Origin of the sequence: Cryobacterium sp. RTC2.1 (assembly GCF_035018685.1) — a bacterium.
GTDB lineage: Bacteria > Actinomycetota > Actinomycetes > Actinomycetales > Microbacteriaceae > Cryobacterium > Cryobacterium glucosi.
Genome location: NZ_JASJXJ010000003.1, coordinates 41,160 through 59,019 on the forward strand (window position 1 = coordinate 41,160; position 17,860 = coordinate 59,019).

The following is a 17,860-nucleotide window of genomic DNA, read 5'->3' on the forward strand; positions in this document are numbered from 1 at the left end:
TAATTCCCGCCTGCCGGTCTCTCGTCTCTGACCGGGGCTGATGGGTTCATCGGGTGGGGGCCTCCAGAGTCCCGGTGCGGCGGTTGAGCCGGTCGAGCAGGAACGCCTCGGCGAGGACTGCCCGTTTGAACACGCCCAGGTGGAGGGACTCGTTGGGGCTGTGCGCCCGGGAATCGGGGTCTTCGACACCCGTGACGAGGATCTGGGCCTCCGGGAACACCCGCACGAGGTCCGAGATGAACGGAATGGAGCCGCCGATGCCGACGTTGACCGGGGGCTTGCCCCAGGCATCCGTCATCGCACCGAGCGCGAGCGGCACGGCCCAGCCGCTGTCGTCGACGAGGAACGCCTCGCCGGTGTCGACGTCGTCGATGGTGATGCTCGCCCCGTACGGGACGTGGGCGCGCAGGTGCGCCTCGAGGGCCTGGTAAGCCTCAGCAGCGGGCTGTCCTGGTGCGATCCGGGTGCTGAGACGCACGCTCACGACCGGGGACAGGGTGTTCGACGCGTTCGCGACGCTCGGGGCGTCGATGCCCGTGATCGTGATGGCGGGCTGGGACCAGAGCCTGCTGAGCAGCGGGCCGTGGCCGATGGGCGTCGCACCATCGAGGAGGCCGGTTTCCAGGCGCAGCTGTTCCTCGGTGTATTCGGGTGCGGGGACGTCCCGACTCGTGAGCCCGTCGACGGCCACGGAGCCGTCTTCCGCGTAGAGGCTCGCGAGAAGGCGCACAGTCGCCATCATGGCGTCGGGCACCGCTCCCCCGTACATTCCGGAGTGGGAGGCGTGGTCGAGAGTGCGCACGGTCAGTCGGAAGGTGACGTTGCCCCGCAGGGCGACCGTGAGGGCGGGGGTGTCCACGTCCCAATTGTTGGAGTCGGCGACGACGATGACGTCGGCGCGGAGCGACTCCCGGTTGTCCTCGAGGAATGCCGCGAACGAGCGACTGCCGAACTCCTCCTCACCCTCGATGAACACGGCGATTCCGAGGTCGAAGTCGGGGCCGGCCGTCTCGGCGAGTGCCCGGATCGACGCTACGTGCGCCATCACCCCTGCCTTGTCGTCCGCTGCGCCTCTTCCGTAGAGCCGATCCCCGCGAACGGTCGGCTCGAACGGGGTGGATTCCCAGTCGATGTCGTGGCCGGGGGGCTGCACATCGTGGTGGGCATAGAGCAGGACCGTGGGTCGGCCGTTGCGGGCCGGCCGGTGGGCGAGCACGGCAGGCTGGCCCAGTTCCGTGGTGCCGGGAATTCCCGACCGGGTCACGACAACCTCGTCGAAGACGTTGAGCCCCCGCACCAGGGCGGCGACGGCCTCCGCGCTTTCCGCCACCCTGGCCGGATCGAACGCGTCCCAGGACACGGACGGGATGCGCACGAGGGCGCACAGGTCGGCAATCGTGGCGGGAAGGGCGGCCTCGACCGCGGCGCGCACAGGCGCGTCGGCGAGTGCGGCTTCGGGTGCAGTATCTGGGGTAACGGTCATCAGGTAATCTTAAGCCAACTAATTGCAAGGAACTGATGTGGCCAAGCCAGTGAACCCAGACGCACAACCGCCGATCGAATCGATCGACGAGACGAGGGCGCGCCTCGCGGCCGCCCACCCCGCCGGCCACCCGGAAGGGAAGGGCCAGCCGACGCCGAGTCGTAAGGAGCAGGAGGCCGCCAACCGGCGCCCCCTCGTGCCCGACGACCGCAAGCTCGCCGCACGCCAGGCACGCGCCAAGTCCGCGGAGACCCGCGACAGGGCCAGGATCGGCATGGCCGCGGGTGAGGACAAGTTCCTCCCCGTCCGCGAACGTGGTCCGCAGAAGCGCTTCGTGCGCGACTACGTGGACGCCCGGGTGAACATCGGCGAGTTCATGATCCCGGTGATGTTCCTCGTCATCCTCCTCACGTTCTTCCCCGACCGCAACGTGCAGACCTACGGGATCCTCGCGCTCTGGGCCTTCTTCCTCATCGCCGTCGTGGACTGCACGGTGCTCGGCTTCACCCTCACCCGGAAGGTCAAGGCGAAGTTCGGCGACGCGAAGGCGGAGCGCGTGCGCTGGTATGCGGCGATGCGCGCGCTCCAGCTGCGAGCAATGCGGCTTCCGAAGCCCCAGGTCAAGCGCGGCCAGTACCCCTCCTGAGCATCAGGCTCTCCCTCAGGCCCGTCCCCCCGGGGGCGGGCCTGAGGTGTTCCCCCGGGCGGAAGCCGCGGCTACGCGCCGAAGGCACCGTCGCGGATCACGGGGACGCGCAGTTCCTCGTCCGTGAGCGACCCGTGCTGGCCGATCATCGACCGGGCGGACTGGTTCGGCTCGCGGGAGTCGTAGTATGCGACGGCCTTCCGCGCGGCCACGATCACGTCGCCGATCCTGGGCAGCACTTCGTCATCGACCCTGCCGAAGAGTCCGGCCGTGACCGCCTCCGCACGCGTGAAGATCCACGCCCGGTCGCCCTCGACCTCGCGCCAGGTTTCGGCCAGCGTGGTCGCCGCCTCTGATGCGGACGTTCCGGCGTCGCCGCGGGACTCGTCGAGGTACAGGTAGAGGCAGCGCGGGTCTCCCCCGATGTGCCGCACCGGCGCGACGAGTTCGGGAACGCTGTCGAAGAGCACGTGTTTCGTGGCGGGGACGTCGAGGACGCCGTGGTCTGCGGTGACGATGAGCCCCTCGTCCCGATGCATACCGGCAGCGAAGCGCCCGGCGGCGGAGTCGAGGGCCTCGAGGGCCGCGAGCCATTTCGCGGACTCCCAGCCGTGCGCGTGTGCGGCGACGTCGAGTTCGGGCACGTACAGGTAGACGAGGGCGCGCGACTCGGTGTCCAGCAGGGCACGGGCCGCCGCGAACCGATCGGAGATGCTCTCCGCCGGCACGTAGTGCGCACCACGGAGGGACGCGAGGGTGAATCCGGAGTGGGCGTAGCGCTTCGGGCCGATGGTGAAACTCGGCACACCGTCATCGGCGGCGCGTTCGAAGACGGTACGGGTCCGCTGCCACGTTTCCGGCGGCATCCGTTCGTCCCAGCCACTCAGCTGGTTGACGACCCTGTCGTTGGCGGCGTCGAGGGCCCGGTAGCCGACGAGCCCGTGCCGACCGGGTTCGACCCCGGTGGTCAGGCTCGTGATCGCTGCGGCGGTCGTGGCGGGGAAGACCGTATCGACGACCCCGGCCCTGGTCAGTTTCGACATGAGGTACCGGGCGTGGCCTGCCCGTGCCCGCAGCGAGCTGACGCCGAGGCCGTCGACGAGCACGACGACGGCCTTGTCGACAGCGGCGAGGGCAAGCGCATTCTCCCGGCCGAGGACCGCAGCGTGGCAACTTGACAGGACGTCGGCAAGGCGCAGCGCACTGAATTGGCGGGCCGGTAGCATGGGGGGCATTGGGTCAAGTCTGTCATGGACACGGCCCTGCACTGGCGCGCAGCCTGCGCGCCCACCCGATCGTGCCGCTGGTCCTGCCACCGGAGCACCCCAAGCAGAATTCACGAATGAGTCGCACACCCGCTACCCCGCCCGCAGCATTCACCGAACGCATCGAGGACGTCGATGTCTCGACGGAGATGCAGGGATCGTTCCTGGAGTACGCGTACTCGGTGATCTATTCCCGCGCCCTCCCCGACGCGAGGGACGGGCTCAAGCCCGTGCAGCGCCGGATCCTCTACCAGATGGCCGAGATGGGCCTGCGTCCGGACAAGGGCCACGTGAAGTCGGCGCGCGTCGTCGGCGAAGTCATGGGGAAGCTGCACCCGCACGGTGACACCGCGATCTACGACGCGCTCGTGCGGATGGCCCAGGCCTTCACCCTCCGCGTTCCCCTCATCGACGGCCACGGCAACTTCGGGTCCCTCGACGACGGCCCCGCCGCGCCGCGGTACACCGAGGCGCGCCTCGCAGCCCCCGCCCTCGCCATGACGGAAAACCTCGACGAGGACGTCGTTGACTTCGTCCCGAACTACGACAACCAGCTGACCCAGCCGGATGTGCTCCCTGCCGCGTACCCGAACCTGCTCGTCAACGGGGCCGCGGGCATCGCCGTCGGCATGGCGACGAACATGGCGCCGCACAACCTCATCGAGGTCGTCGGCGCGGCGCGGCACCTGCTCGCGCACCCCGACGCGACGCTCGACGAGCTGATGGAATACGTGCCGGGACCCGACCTGCCGACCGGGGGGACGATCGTCGGTCTCTCGGGGATCAAGGATGCCTACCTCACGGGCCGCGGCAGTTTCAAGACCCGCGCCAAGGTCTCCGTCGAGGCCATCACGGCCCGGAAATCGGGCCTCGTCGTGACGGAGCTCCCCTATCTCGTCGGCCCGGAGCGGGTCATCGAGAAAATCAAGGACGGCGTCACCTCCAAGAAGCTCAGCGGCATCTCCGACGTCACAGACCTCACCGACCGCACCCACGGCTTGCGGCTCGTGATCGGCATCAAGACCGGCTTCAGCCCCCTCGCCGTTCTCGAACAGCTCTACCGTTACACCCCCCTCGAGGATTCCTTCAACATCAACGCGGTCGCCCTCGTGGACGGCGGACCGCAGACCCTCGGCCTGCGCGAGCTCCTGTCCGTCTACGTCGGCCACCGGATCGAGGTCGTCACCCGGCGCAGCGCCTACCGCCTGGCCAGGCGCACGGAACGCCTGCACCTCGTCGAGGGCCTCCTCATCGCCATCGTCGACATCGACGAGGTCATCCAGGTGATCCGCACGAGCGACGACACCGAGCAGGCCCGCACGCGCCTGATCGACGTCTTCGAGCTGAGCCAGATCCAGGCCGAGTACATCCTCGAACTCCGTCTGCGCCGCCTCACCCGCTTCTCCCAGATCGAACTCGAGGCCGAACGCGACCAGCTCCTCGCCGAGATCGCCCTCCTCGAAGAACTGCTCGGGAGCAAGCAGGCCATCCGCACCCTCGTCTCCGACGAGCTCGCCGCCGTGGCGGAGAAGTTCGGCACCCCGCGCCGCACCCTCCTCACCGAGGCCAAGCCGAGCATCGCCGGCGCCGTCGCCAAACGCAACGCCCCGGTGCTCGAACTCACCGACACGCCGACCAGGGTCTACCTGAGTGCCACCGGTCGCATCGCCAGGGTCGACCTCGCCGCCATCGAGCCCACTGCTGACGACCCCTTCGATCCCGATGCCCTCCCGGCTGGAGACGCCGCGACGGAGACCGGTGACGCGGCATCCGCGCCCCGGACCAGGACCGTACCCACCCAGCGGCGCAGCAAGCACGACGCCGTGCTCTCCACCCTGGACACGACGAGCCGTGCAGAGGTCGGCGCCGTCACGAGCCGCGGCAGGCTGATCCGGTTCACCCCGGTCGACCTGCCCGTGATGCCGCCCACATCCATCCAGCTCGGCGCCGGCGTGCGCGTGGCCGACTACCTGGGCCTGACCGACAGGTCCGAGACCGTGCTCGCGCTCGTTTCCCTCGAGTCCGACCGCTCCATCGCGCTCGGAACCGCCTTCGGCACCGTCAAGCGCGTCGTCGCGGGCGACTGGGCGAACCGGCCTGACTTCGAGATCATCCAGCTCAAGCCGAAGGACTCCGTCATCGGGGCCGAGCAGGGCACGGAGGACGACGAGCTCGTCTTCGTCACGTCCGACGCCCAGCTCTTGAGGTTCCCGGCCGCATCGGTGCGGCCCCAGGGCCGCCTTGCCGGCGGAATGGCCGGGATCAAACTCGCAGCGGATGCCCGGGCCGTGTTCTTCACGAGTCTCGCGGCCGACGACGCGGAGACGGCCGTCGTCGCCACCGTCGCAGCGTCCAGCCACACCCTCGCCGGAACGGACCCCGGCAGTGCCAAGGTCTCCGAGTTCACCGAATTCCCCGCGAAGGGCCGGGCGACGTCCGGAGTCCGCGCCCACCGCTTCCTCAAGGGGGAAGACGCCATCGCCGTCGCGTGGGTCGGTCCGATGCCCGCCCGCGCGGTCGGTCCGGACGGAGCCCCGCGCACCCTTCCGGAAACCGGGGCCAGGCGGGATGCCTCTGGGACGATGCTCGAAGCTCTGGTCGGCACGATCGGCGCCCGGATCGCCTGAACCGGCCGGCCGGCTCATGCGTCCGGCTCATGCGGCCGGCTCAGACGGCCGGCTCAGACGGCTACAGTGTCCGAATGACTACACTTCCCGGCTCGGTCGTCCTCGTCGTCGGCGCGACCGGCGGCCTCGGCCGTGAAATCGCCCGGCAGCTCTCGGCCGCCGGAGCGACCCTTGTCCTGGCCGGGCGTGACACGGCCAGGCTCGCAGCCCTCGGGATCCCCGGCACGCTCGTCACGGGTGACCTCACCGACGTTTCGGCAGTCGACGCCCTGGTCGCCCGTGCGGTCCAGGCCACCGGAGGACTCGACGGGGTCGTCAACGCGGCCGGTGTTGTGGCCTTCGGGCCGGCACGTGAGCTCGGAGACGCGGCCATGGAGGAACTCTTCGCCGTGAACACGCTCGCGCCCATCCGCCTGCTCCGCGCCGCAGCGGACAGCCTCACGGCATCCGCCGCCGCCGGCAGGGAACCGTTCTTCGTGACCCTCAGCGGTGTCGTGAGCGAGAGCCCGACCGCGGGCCTTGCGGCGTACTCGGCGTCCAAGGCCGCCCTCGCAGCATTCGGACAGGCCGCGGGGCGGGAGCTTCGCCGCAGCGGCATCCGCATGATCGACGCCCGCCCCGGACACACCGAAACCGGCCTCGCCGACCACCCGATCTCAGGCGTCGCGCCGAACTTCCCTGCCGGTCTGCAGCCGGAGGCCGTGGCCGCGCGGATCGTCGGCGCCATCGCCGCCGGGGAGCGCGACCTGCCCAGTTCCGCGTTCGCCCCGCCCGCCTGACCTCCGCAGACCGGCGTTCGCTAGATTGTCGACCAGCCGCCGTCGGACATCAGGACGGCTCCATTGACGTTGGGCGAGTCCTCGCTCAGCAACCAGCAAATGGACGCGGCCAGCTCCTCCGGCTCCGCAGGGGCCGGAATGGTCGTCTGCATGATCGGTCCGAGACGCTCGGCGGCCCACGCGGACAGGAACGGAGCCTCGATGTTCGTCTTCACCGCGCCGGGCGCCACCGCATTGCAGCGCACCCCCTTCGGCCCGTAGAACAACGCCGTACTCTTGGTCAGTCCGATCACGGCGTGCTTGGACGCGCTGTACGTGGTGCCCGATGCTCCCGCGCGGATGCCTGCCTCGCTTGCGATGTTCACGATCCGCCCGAAACCGGCCGAGACCATGCCGGGCAGCACGGCACGCATCAGCCGCATCTGCGAGGTCACGTTCACCCGGAAGACCCGCTCCCACACCTCGTCGGTGATCTCCGCCGTCGGGAGGAACGAGTCCATGATCCCGGCATTGTTGACCAGCCCGTCGACCGTGGGTCCCGCGGCCAGCACGAGCGCGTCGACATCCGCTTGCAGGCTCACGTCGCCGGCCACGCCGACGAGCTCCCCGCTGCCGCTGCTCTGCTCCAGAGCCGCGAGACGCTCCGCCGAGATATCGGCGGCGATGACGCGGGCGCCCTCGCTGAGGAGCCGGAGCGCCGTCGCCCTCCCGATGCCGCTGCCCGCCCCGGTCACGATGACGGTCCGGCCCGTGAACCGTGCCTGCTGGAATCCTGCCTGGTCCGCCTGGGTGCTCATCTGGAATGCCCTCCGCCTTGTGCCGGCGCCAGTGCCGGCAGTGTGCGGCGACCATATCACCGTGAACAGGCATTACACGTCGATGCGGTCCCTGCTGAGCTTGTCCGAGCTTTCGATGATGAACTCCTTGCGCGGGGCGACGTCGTTGCCCATCAGGAGTTCGAAGACCTTGCCGGCCTGCTCGGCATCGGCGACCCGCACGCGGCGGAGCATCCGGTGCGAGCGCTCCATCGTCGTCGTCGCCAGCTGGTCCGCGTCCATCTCGCCGAGCCCCTTGTACCGCTGGATCGGGTCCTGGTACCGCTTTCCGCTTTTCTTCAGGGCCGCAAGCACGCTGTGCAGCTCGGGTTCCGAGTAGGTGTAGATGGTCTCATTGGGCTTCGAGCCCGGGTTCATCACGACCACTCTGTGCAGGGGCGGCACCGCGGCGAACACCCGCCCCTCTGTGATCATCGGGCGCATGTACCGGAAGAACAGGGTTAGCAGCAGGGTGCGGATGTGCGCCCCGTCGACATCCGCATCGCTCATGATGATGACCTTGCCGTAGCGCGCCGCCGAGAGATCGAAGCTGCGGCCGGAGCCGGCGCCGATGACCTGGATGATCGAGGCGCACTCGAGGTTGGAGAGCATGTCGGCGACGGATGCCTTCTGCACGTTCAGGATCTTGCCGCGGATGGGCAGCAGGGCCTGGTGCTCGCTGTCGCGCGCGAGCTTGGCGGTGCCGAGCGCCGAGTCGCCTTCGACGATGAACAGTTCGCTGTTCAGCACGTCGTTGCTGCGGCAGTCGACGAGCTTCGCGGGCAGGGAGGAGCTTTCGAGGGCGTTCTTGCGCCGCTGCGTCTCCTTGTGGGCACGGGCGGAAATGCGCGACTTCATCTCCGCGACGATCTTGTCGAGCAGCACGGCCGCCTGCGTCTTGTCGTCGCGCCGGGTGGACACGAAGCGTTCGTTCATCGCCTGGGCGACGACGTTCGCGACGATCGCGCGCACGGCGGGCGTTCCGAGGACCTCCTTGGTCTGTCCCTCGAACTGCGGCTCGGGCAGACGCACGGTGAGCACGGCGGTGAGCCCCGCCATCACGTCGTCCTTCTCGAGCTTGTCAGAACCCATCTTGAGCCTGCGCGCGTTGAGTTCGACCTGGGCCCTGAGGAACTTGATCAGCCCGGCGTCGAATCCGGCCTGGTGGGTGCCGCCCTTGGGCGTCGCGATGATATTCACGAAACTGCGGACGATCGTGTCGTAGCCGGTCCCCCAGCGCAGCGCGATATCGACGGCGCAGTCCCTGACGAGCTCGGTCGGGACCATGGCACCCGTCGGCATCAGCACAGGAACGGTTTCGGTGAACGTGCCGTGGCCGGTGAGGCGCCAGGTGTCCGTGATCGCGGCATCCGTCGAGAGGTGCTCGACGAACTCGGAGATGCCACCCTCGAACCGGAATACCTCGACAACGGGCTCATCGCCACGGCGGTCGTCGATCGACAAGGCGAGCCCGGGAACGAGGAACGCCGTCTGCCTGGCCCGTTCGAGCAGTTCCTCGGTCTGGAACGTCGCGCCCTTGGTGAAGATCTGCCGATCCGCCCAATAGCGGATACGGGTTCCCGTGACGCCTCGACGGACCTTGCCGACCACACGGAGTTCGCTCTGGTGTTCGAAGGGGGTGAAGGGGGCGTCCGGACTCTTCTCCCCGGTGTCGGCGAACAGTCCGGGTTCACCGCGGTGGAAGGACATCGCCCAGGTCTTGCCGTCCCTGTCGACCTCGACGTCGAGGCGCTCCGACAGGGCATTCACGACGGATGCGCCGACTCCGTGCAGTCCACCCGACGCCGCATACGAACCGCCGCCGAACTTGCCGCCGGCGTGCAATTTGGTGAAGACGACCTCGACGCCGGTCAGTCCGGTCTTCGGTTCGATGTCAACGGGGATACCGCGGGCGGTGTCGCTGACCTCGACGCTCGCGTCCGGGTGCAGCACGATGTCGATTCCGGCACCGAATCCGCCGAGCGCCTCGTCGACGGAGTTGTCGATGATCTCCCAGAGGCAGTGCATCAACCCCCGGGAGTCGGTCGAGCCGATGTACATGCCGGGGCGCTTGCGCACGGCCTCGAGGCCTTCGAGGACCGAGAGGTGGCGGGCGGAATAGTCAGAAGAACTCACCGTCCCAAGAATACTGGCCGAGGACCGGGGATTACGCACGTCCGGACGCTCGTGTCTCCGGCAGGGCGATGCCGCCGATGCGGTACTGGGAGGGCAGGACGCCATACCGTGCGCGGAACCCGGCGCGGAGCTCGAAAGCGGACGTGTATCCGGAACGCGTTGCGATGTCGGCGATTGTCAGCCCCGCCGTGCGCGGTGCGAGCAGCAGCTGGGCGGCAGACTCCGCGCGACACCGGCTGATCTCCGCGGCGACAGTACTGCCCCCGCCCTCGAACGCGCGCTGCAGGTGCCGCAGGGAGATCCCCAGCTGGGCGGCAACGACAGCAGGACTGAGATCGCGGTTCCGGTGCCTGGCCTCGATGTGGGCGACGGCGCGCATGCGCAGGCCCGCCCGGAGGTCAGCGCTGTCCATGGCATAACCGTCGCCCTCCAGAAAAATGCCGACCACGAGGTCCTCGATCGTCCTCTCTGTGACAGACACTCCGATGGCCGTCGGCGTCCAGGCCGCTTCGACCACCGCGAGCGCCAGGACCCGCAGGGGCGCGGCGAGAGACGCCGAGCGTTCGAGGCGCAGGCGTTCACCCTCGAGCTGGATCCCCCTCGCTATCAGGCGGGCCTGGGGAAGCTGGATGCCGAGTCCGCGCGTGACCTCCGTCGTCTGGACGGACGACGCGACCCCCGCCGGCATCACGTATGCGCTGATCGGGCTGAACCGTTGGGGCGGGTGCTGACCGAGTCCGATCGTCATGCTGCCATTGAGCATGAAACCGACGTGCAGGACCCCCGCGGTGGAATCGGTGCCCCCTGTGTAGCGGAAGGCCGACTGGGTGGCGAGCGTCACCGTCGTGCTGCCGATCACTTTCCTGATCGCCGAAAAATGAAACACGTCAGAGGCCGGAACCTCGAGGCGCTGCGCGAGGAAGCCGACAGCGTCGTCGGGAAGCGGAACCGGGATGCCGGACTGAACGGTGAGATGCCGCACCGCGTCGCTGGACACCGGCACCCACATCTGAAACCCCTCACTTCTGCTGCGCGATCTCCGCGCGGCCCGCTGCGACGCAGACCTGCGATCCATTCCAGAACCGCAGGCTATCGCCCCCCCAAACGGGAACACAATGCAACGCGGAAGAACTCCGGGTTGTCGCCTGACAGCTCCGGACCCGGCACGGCGTTCTTGCGCCAGCACAAGCGCAGTCCTGCGCCAACTCTGCTGGACGCCGGATCAGTGGCCCTAGTCTGACAAGAATTCGCCGGACAGACCCAGACAGAACCAGTCGGAAACCCAGATGGGAGCGTGAAGGATGTCCTCAGAGACCGTCGTACCCGGGGGTGCCACCCGCCCTGCCGTTGCAGCGTCGTGGTTGCCGTTGGTCGTGGTCGTGCTCACGCAGATTCAGGCGTCGTTCGCGGTGAATGCGTTGACGGTGTCGATGCAGGGCATCACGACGGATCTGAACACTCCAGCGACGAGTGTGGGGACGGCGATCACCGCGGGCACGTTCGCGATGGCGGCGTTCATCCTGCTCGGTGCCAAGCTGGGTGCGAAGTTCGGGTCCCGCCGGGTGTTCCAGATCGCAGTCGTCATCCATGGACTCGCGATGGCGGCCGTTGCCGTGAGTGTGAGTCCGACGATGCTGTTCATCGCGCAAGCCGCGTCCGGTGCGGTGATCGCGTTGATCGCGCCGGCGCTCGTGGTGTTCATCGCGGCGAACTATTCCGGTGAGCAGCAGGCCCGCTCAATCGGGTTCCTCGCGGCGGCCATCCCCGCGGCCGGGGTGCTCGCGCTCCTCATCGCGGGTACCTTCGCGTCCACGATCGGCTGGCGGTATTCCTTCGCCCTGATCGTGGCGCTCGCGGCAGTGAACCTGCTGCTGAGTTTCCGGTTGAAGGTCGTGCCGCCCCAGCCCGCCGTCGTGATCGACTGGGTCGGCGCCGTCCTCGCTGCGGGGTCCATCATCCTGCTGAGCTTCGGGTTCAGCGGCCTGAATTCCTGGGGCGTGGTCCTGGCCACGCCCAGCGCGCCTTTCACGGTCCTGGGGGTCTCCCCTGCGCCGGTCCTGATCCTCCTCGGGGCGATCGGCGGGCAGGCGTTCTTCGTGTGGTTGCGCCGGAGGAAGGCCGCGCACCTGCCGCAGATCTTCGACCTCGAGGTGCTGAAGTCCGGATCCGAGAAGGCGACGACCTTCGCGATGGCGGCGATGCTGTTCGTGGGAACCGCGGCGAACTTCCTGATCCCGCTCTACATCCAGATCGTGCAGGGCCGGTCGAGCTTCCAGACCTCGATCTCGATCATCCCGTACACCCTCTCGATCTTCATCGCCAGCTCCGTCGTGGCCACCCTGTACAAGCGGTACCCGCCGCACCAGATCGCCCGGGTGGGGTTCGTCGTCGTCGCCCTCGGGCTGGTGATCCTCGCCTTCACGATCCGGAACGAATGGGAACAGTTCGCCGTCGTCATCGGCCTCATCATCCTCGGCCTCGGCCAGGGGGCGATTGTGGCGCTCGTGTTCAACACCCTGCTCTCCGCGGCCCCGAAACGCCTCGCCGGAGACGTAGGCGCCTGGCGCGGCCTCGTCCACAACATCTCGGGGAGCGTCGGCATCGCCGTCGCGAGCGTCTTCGCCGTCGGAATCCTCAGCGCGATCGTGGCGTCGAGTGTCGCGAGCAGCCAGGCCCTGCCGCCGGAACTGGTCGCGCAAGTGCCCCTCGACAGTGTGAACTTCGTCACCAACGACCACCTCGAGTCGGTCCTGAGCCAGACATCCGCCACCCCGGAGCAGGTTGCAGAGGCCGTTGCCATCAACGAGGACGCGCGGCTCCGTGCCCTGCAGATCTCGCTGCTCGGCCTCGCCGGCATCGCACTCCTCGCGATCATCCCGGCCGGGCGGATGCCGGACTACATTCCCGGGGACATCCCCGCGGCGCTCTCGAGCGGCAAGGAACCGGACGACGACGAGGACGGCCTGGAACGGCCGGCCTCCCGGTCATGAGCAGGCCACGCGGCGACGCCGTTCACCGGCATCCTGGGGCGCAGCCGTGAACGACATCTCGATCACCCTGCTCGTGCTTCTCGCCGCGATCGTGCTCTTCGTCTGGAACGCGGTTCCCGTGGAGATCGTCGCCATCGGCGTCGCGCTGTCGCTTTTCCTGACCGGTGTGATTTCTTTCGAGCAGACCCTGGCGGGGTTCGGCGACCCGGTCATCGTCTTCATCGCCGCCCTGTTCGTCGTCAGCGAAGCACTCGACGCGACCGGGGTGACCACCTGGGCCGGCCAGCAGCTCACCAAACGCACCGGAACGAACCGGCGCATCATCGTGACGTTCGTGATGCTGCTCGTTGCGGTCGTCACCGCCCTGATCAGCGTCAACGGCGCCGTCGCGTCCCTGCTCCCGATGGTCGTCGTGCTCGCGATCCGGATTCGGCAGCCTCCTTCCCAGATGCTGATGCCACTCGCCTTCGGCGCACATGCCGGGTCCCTTCTCGTCCTGACCGGAACCCCGGTCAATGTGCTCGTCTCCGAGCTCGCGGTCAGCACGGGCCATGCACCGTTCGGATTCTTCGAATTCGGCCTCGTCGGCCTCCCGCTCGTCGTCGGGACCATCCTGATCACCGTATTCCTCGGCCCGAGGCTCCTGCCCAACCGAACCGCCCAGGTCGCGCCCAAGGATCTCAGCGACCACGCGCGTACCCTCGCAGCCCAGTACTCTCTCGCGGACGCGGGAAGCCTGCTGGGCCGGAAGAACGGTGTCACAGAGGTCGTCATCGCACCACGCTCGTCCTTCGTGGGTGAAAGCGTCTTCACGGGAATGGTGACGGACAGTGGGGAACTCGTCGTCATCGCGATCCAGCGGAGCGGGGAGGACCTGACGGATGCCGTCCTCGCCGCTGGAGACGTGCTGCTGCTGCGCGGCCCGTGGCAGGCGCTCGACCGGAACACCGCAGACCCCAACGTCGTCGTCGTCGACGCACCCCAGCTGATTCGTCGCCAGGCCGTGCCGATGGGCCCGCGCGCAACGACCGCCCTCGTGATCCTCGCCGGCATGGTCGTCCTGCTTGCCACCGGGATCGTGCCTGCGGCGGTTGCAGCCCTGACCGCTGCGGCGGCGATGGTCCTCCTGCGCGTGCTCACGGTCTCCCAGGCGCACCGCTCGATCTCCTGGACGACCCTCATCCTCGTCGGCGGGATGATTCCGCTGTCGACCGCCATCCAGGTCTCCGGCGCTGCCGACGTCATCGCGAACGGGCTCGTCGCCGCAGTGGGCACCTCGAGCCCCTATCTGCTGCTCTTCGGTATCGCCGTCGTCACGAGCGTGCTCGGGCAGCTGATCAGCAACATGGCCACAGCACTCATCCTTGGTCCGATCGCCATCGCGATCGCAACCGAAACGGGGATCTCACCGCTCCCCCTGCTGATGGGCGTCACGGTCGCAGCGGCAGCATCGTTCCTCACCCCGGTCGCGACCCCGGCGAACACCATGGTGATGGGGCCTGGAGCGTACCGCTTCGGCGACTACTGGAAGCTCGGGCTGCCCCTCCTGCTGCTCTTCGTCGCCGTTGCCACCTTCCTGGTTCCAGTCTTCTGGCCTTTCCACCCCTGACCTGACCCGACCACAACACCACGAACACCACCCCGGCTAAACCACTCGAGAGGAACACCATGGCATTCGGACGACGTTCACGCGGACTCGCGGCAAGTGCGGCACGCACTGCCGTCATCGTCGGAACAGCAACCGCGACGAGCAATGCCGTTCACGGCTCCGCCGCACGCAAGCAGGCGGCCGCTGCTGCAGCCGCCCCGGCCGTCGCTGCGCCCATCGCTGCGACGGCGCCTGTCGCCGTCCCGCCAGCGGCACCCCAGGAGGACATCATCAGCAAGATCGAGCGCCTCGCTGCGCTGCACACTGCCGGCGCCCTCACCGATGCGGAATTCGCCCTGCTCAAGGCCCAGGCGATCGCGTAGACCGCGCATGTCCCTCGGCACATACAAACTCATCCCGGAATCGTTCACCCGGACGCCATCCCAGACTCCGGCCTCCGCTGTCGGAATCCTCGTCGTCTCCGAGGTGCCGGTCGGTCTTGACGCCGTCGGATTCCTCATCGGCCCGGATGGCCCCCTTCCCCTGACGCTGGGTGCCGAACGGGCCACCCTCGTCTCTGCCGGCTTCACCGGCAGCATCGGGCAGACCCTGCTTCTCCCCCAACCGAACGGTCCGATCTTCATCGTCGTCGGTGCCGGACCCGCGGATGCCCAGGATGCGGATCTCCTGCGCGACGTCGCGGCCACCTTCGCGCGGGCGGCCCAGCGCTATCCCCGGATCGCACTCGCGATCGGCGACACCTTCCCCCTCGACGCTGCGACCGTCGGCCAGGCGGTCGTCGAAGGGGTCCTGCTCGCCCGCTACCGATACGTCGAGCTGCAGCCTTCCTCCGACCATTGCGCGCTCGTCACCCTCGACATCGTCCTCGACACCCCGAGTACCGGCTCCGGGGTCGCGGATCAGGCTCGCGTGGGGGTCCGTGTCGGCGAGATCACCGCACGCGCCACAAATCTCGCCCGGGACCTGGCCAACACTCCGCCGAGTCACCTCACCGCCACCGATCTCGGCACCATCGCGATCGGCCTCGGCCTCGAACACGGGCTGGCCGTCGATGTCTTCGACAAGCAGCAGATCATCGAGCTGGGCTGTGGCGGTCTCCTCGGCGTGAATGCCGGAAGCGTCGAAGAGCCACGGATCATCAAGGTGACGTACTCTCCCCCGCCAACGGTCGGTGCGGCGCCAACGGACGGTGAGGCGCCTCCCGCCCACCTCGCGCTGGTCGGCAAGGGCATCATGTACGACTCCGGCGGGATCTCGCTGAAGCCCTCCGACCCGATGCACCTGCTGATGAAGATGGACATGGCCGGCGCCGCCGCCGTCCTGGCCATGATGACGGCACTCCGCGCCCTGGACTGCGCGTCCGCGGTGACCGCCTTCCTGATGTGCACGGACAACATGCCGGGCGGCTCCGCCATGAAGCTCGGCGACGTCCTCACCATCCGAGGCGGAACCACCGTCGAGATCAAGAACACCGACGCGGAAGGCCGCCTCGTCATGTCCGATGCCCTGGTCCTGGCCGGCGAGGAGAATCCGGACGCGATCATCGACGTCGCTACGCTCACCGGGGCCGCGCTGATGGCCCTGGGCACGCACACGGCCGCCGTCTTCGGAAACAACCAGGCCCTCGTCGACCGCGCCATCGCCGCGTCTCGCGCTACGGCGGAGTCGATCTGGCAACTGCCGCTCGAACACCGCTACCGACCCCAGTTGAAGTCCGACGTCGCCGACCTGTCGAACATGGGCGGCAAGTACGCCGGGGCGACGGCCGCCGCCCTGTTCCTCGCCGAGTTCGTCAAGGACGTGCCCTGGGCTCACCTCGACATCGCGGGTACCATGCAGTCGGAAACAGACGAGCTGTGGAATACCAAGGGGGCGACGGGGTTCGGCACCCGGCTGCTGATCGACCTCGCACTGAACTTCACGGCGGACAGCATCGCGCCGACCCGGAACACCCGCTGAGGCACCCGGATGCAGGATCTCGAAACCGTCGCTCTCGTCCTGATCATGGTGCACGTGATCGTCGGCTTCACGGCCACCGTGCTCGTGTCGGCGAACCGGTCGCCCGCGAGCGCGATCGCCTGGGTACTCACGATCGTCTTCATCCCCTACCTCGGAGCCGTCGCGTTCCTGCTCGTGGGGTTCGGACGGCTCCCCGCCCCTCGGCGGGACAAGCAACGCGAGGTCAACGAACTCATCCTGTCCCGGACGGAAGGGTTCCACCAGGTCAGCCACCGCGAACAGTGGCCGCAGTGGCTGCCGTCCGCGGTCCAGCTCAATGTCAACCTCGGTGCGCTGCCCATGGTCGGCGGCAACCGAGCCGCCTTGCTTCCGGACTACGAAGGATCCCTTGCTGCCATGACGGCGGCCGTCGACACCGCGACGGAGTACGTGCACGTCCAGTTCTACATCCTCGTGCTCGACAGCGTCACGGAGCCGTTCTTCGACGCGCTGCGCCGGGCGATCGCGCGGGGTGTCACCGTCCGGGTGCTCTCAGACCATCTCTCCGGGTTCCTCCTGCCCCGGCGGGCCGAGACACTCGCCGCCCTGTCGGACATGGGCGCCGAATGGCACGCCATGCTCCCGCTCCGGCCGTTGCGCGGGCACTGGCAACGACCCGACCTGCGCAACCACCGCAAACTCGTCGTCGTCGACGGTCGGATCGGGTTCACCGGTTCGCAGAACCTGATCGACCCGACCTACCTGAAGAAGAAGAATCTCGCGAGAGGCCTGCGCTGGCACGAGCTCATGGTGCGGCTCGACGGGCCGGTCGTCCGGGAGCTCGACGCCGTCTTCGTCACCGACTGGTACAGCGAGACAGATGCCCTGCTCCCGCTCGACACGACCCCGCTGCTGCTCGAGCCCCGGGTGGAGCGCCTGGACGCGCAAGTCGTCCCGAGCGGGCCGAGTTTCGAGAACGACAACAACCTGAAGCTCTACGCCCTGCTGATCCACAAGGCCGAACGCCGGGTGAGTATCACGAGCCCGTATTTCGTGCCGGAGGAGTCCACGCTCCTCGCGATCATCACCGCGGCGTCGCGCGGACTCGACGTCGAGCTGTTCGTCTCCGCTGTCGGAGACCAGGCCCTCGTCTACCACGCCCAGCGGTCGTACTACGAGGCATTGCTGCGCGCAGGCGTCTCCATCTACCTGTACCGAGCCCCGACGGTGCTGCATGCCAAGCACTTCACGATCGATGATGACATCGCCGTGATCGGATCGAGCAACATGGACATCCGCTCATTCCGTCTCAACATGGAGATTTCGGTGCTCGTCCACGGACGGGACTTCACAACCGGCATGCGGCTCGTCGAAGACGGCTACCGGGCCAACAGCGTCAGGCTCGAACTAGCCGACTGGCTCGCACGGCCGGTCACCCAGAAAATCGGTGACAGCCTGGCGCGACTCACCTCCTCACTGCAGTGAGCAATCCGCTACGCGGTAAGCGAAATGTAACCGAATCGACTCCTTATCGAGGCTCGGCCGTGTTTGTATAGGACCAAGTTCAATTGG

General features: G+C 68.1%; 13 protein-coding genes. 8 read left to right on the top strand and 5 right to left on the bottom strand.

The features are described 5' to 3' along the window. Positions 1-46 precede the first annotated feature (46 nt). Positions 47-1,483: a dipeptidase gene (locus QN357_RS00915; protein WP_134561090.1), complete on the bottom strand. Its 1,437-nt coding sequence runs from the start codon at positions 1,481-1,483 to the stop codon at positions 47-49. A gap of 37 nt (positions 1,484-1,520) precedes the next feature. Here QN357_RS00915 and QN357_RS00920 point away from each other — a divergent pair, with 37 nt between their 5' ends. Further along, a complete protein-coding gene (locus QN357_RS00920) occupies positions 1,521-2,129 on the top strand; it encodes a DUF3043 domain-containing protein (RefSeq protein ID WP_134446529.1) in 609 nt (202 codons plus the stop codon). Between the two features lie 71 nt (positions 2,130-2,200). On the opposite strand, the gene QN357_RS00925 is transcribed toward QN357_RS00920, so the two are convergent. Next, the gene (locus QN357_RS00925) at positions 2,201-3,364 is read right to left on the bottom strand and encodes an alkaline phosphatase family protein (protein WP_322189678.1); all 1,164 of its coding nucleotides are present in this window, start codon (positions 3,362-3,364) and stop codon (positions 2,201-2,203) included. 107 nt (positions 3,365-3,471) lie between these two features. Between QN357_RS00925 and QN357_RS00930 the strand changes: the two genes are divergently transcribed. Together QN357_RS00930 and QN357_RS00935 are read left to right on the top strand one after the other, a co-directional pair. Continuing rightward, the gene (locus tag QN357_RS00930; RefSeq protein ID WP_322189677.1) at positions 3,472-6,021 is read left to right on the top strand and encodes a DNA topoisomerase IV subunit A; all 2,550 of its coding nucleotides are present in this window, start codon (positions 3,472-3,474) and stop codon (positions 6,019-6,021) included. 74 nt (positions 6,022-6,095) lie between these two features. Next, entirely contained in the window at positions 6,096-6,800 is a 705-nt protein-coding gene (locus QN357_RS00935; protein WP_134446526.1) for an SDR family NAD(P)-dependent oxidoreductase, read from the top strand. Positions 6,801-6,820: 20 nt separating this feature from the next. On the opposite strand, the gene QN357_RS00940 is transcribed toward QN357_RS00935, so the two are convergent. The 3 genes from QN357_RS00940 to QN357_RS00950 form a co-directional block, all read right to left on the bottom strand. Beyond that, positions 6,821-7,597, bottom strand: coding sequence for an SDR family NAD(P)-dependent oxidoreductase (locus QN357_RS00940; protein ID WP_134446525.1), 777 nt, complete (start codon positions 7,595-7,597; stop codon positions 6,821-6,823). Between the two features lie 72 nt (positions 7,598-7,669). Continuing rightward, complete coding sequence (locus QN357_RS00945; protein ID WP_134446524.1) at positions 7,670-9,751, bottom strand: DNA gyrase/topoisomerase IV subunit B; 2,082 nt, start codon at positions 9,749-9,751, stop codon at positions 7,670-7,672. 31 nt (positions 9,752-9,782) lie between these two features. Beyond that, positions 9,783-10,760, bottom strand: a complete 978-nt coding sequence (locus tag QN357_RS00950) for a helix-turn-helix transcriptional regulator (RefSeq protein ID WP_322189676.1) — start codon at positions 10,758-10,760, stop codon at positions 9,783-9,785. Between the two features lie 292 nt (positions 10,761-11,052). Between QN357_RS00950 and QN357_RS00955 the strand changes: the two genes are divergently transcribed. The 5 genes from QN357_RS00955 to cls are packed head-to-tail and all read left to right on the top strand — an operon-like array spanning position 11,053 to position 17,773. Then, positions 11,053-12,741: an MFS transporter gene (locus tag QN357_RS00955; protein WP_322135850.1), complete on the top strand. Its 1,689-nt coding sequence runs from the start codon at positions 11,053-11,055 to the stop codon at positions 12,739-12,741. A 46-nt stretch (positions 12,742-12,787) separates the two neighbouring features. Next, positions 12,788-14,350, top strand: a complete 1,563-nt coding sequence (locus QN357_RS00960) for an SLC13 family permease (protein ID WP_134558413.1) — start codon at positions 12,788-12,790, stop codon at positions 14,348-14,350. Between the two features lie 59 nt (positions 14,351-14,409). Next, positions 14,410-14,712, top strand: coding sequence for an SHOCT domain-containing protein (locus QN357_RS00965; RefSeq protein ID WP_134558414.1), 303 nt, complete (start codon positions 14,410-14,412; stop codon positions 14,710-14,712). Between the two features lie 7 nt (positions 14,713-14,719). Beyond that, positions 14,720-16,309 (top strand): leucyl aminopeptidase, encoded by a 1,590-nt coding sequence (locus tag QN357_RS00970; RefSeq protein WP_322189675.1) that lies wholly within the window; start codon positions 14,720-14,722, stop codon positions 16,307-16,309. Positions 16,310-16,318: 9 nt separating this feature from the next. Continuing rightward, entirely contained in the window at positions 16,319-17,773 is a 1,455-nt protein-coding gene (cls, locus tag QN357_RS00975) for a cardiolipin synthase (protein WP_322135855.1), read from the top strand. Positions 17,774-17,860 lie beyond the last annotated feature (87 nt).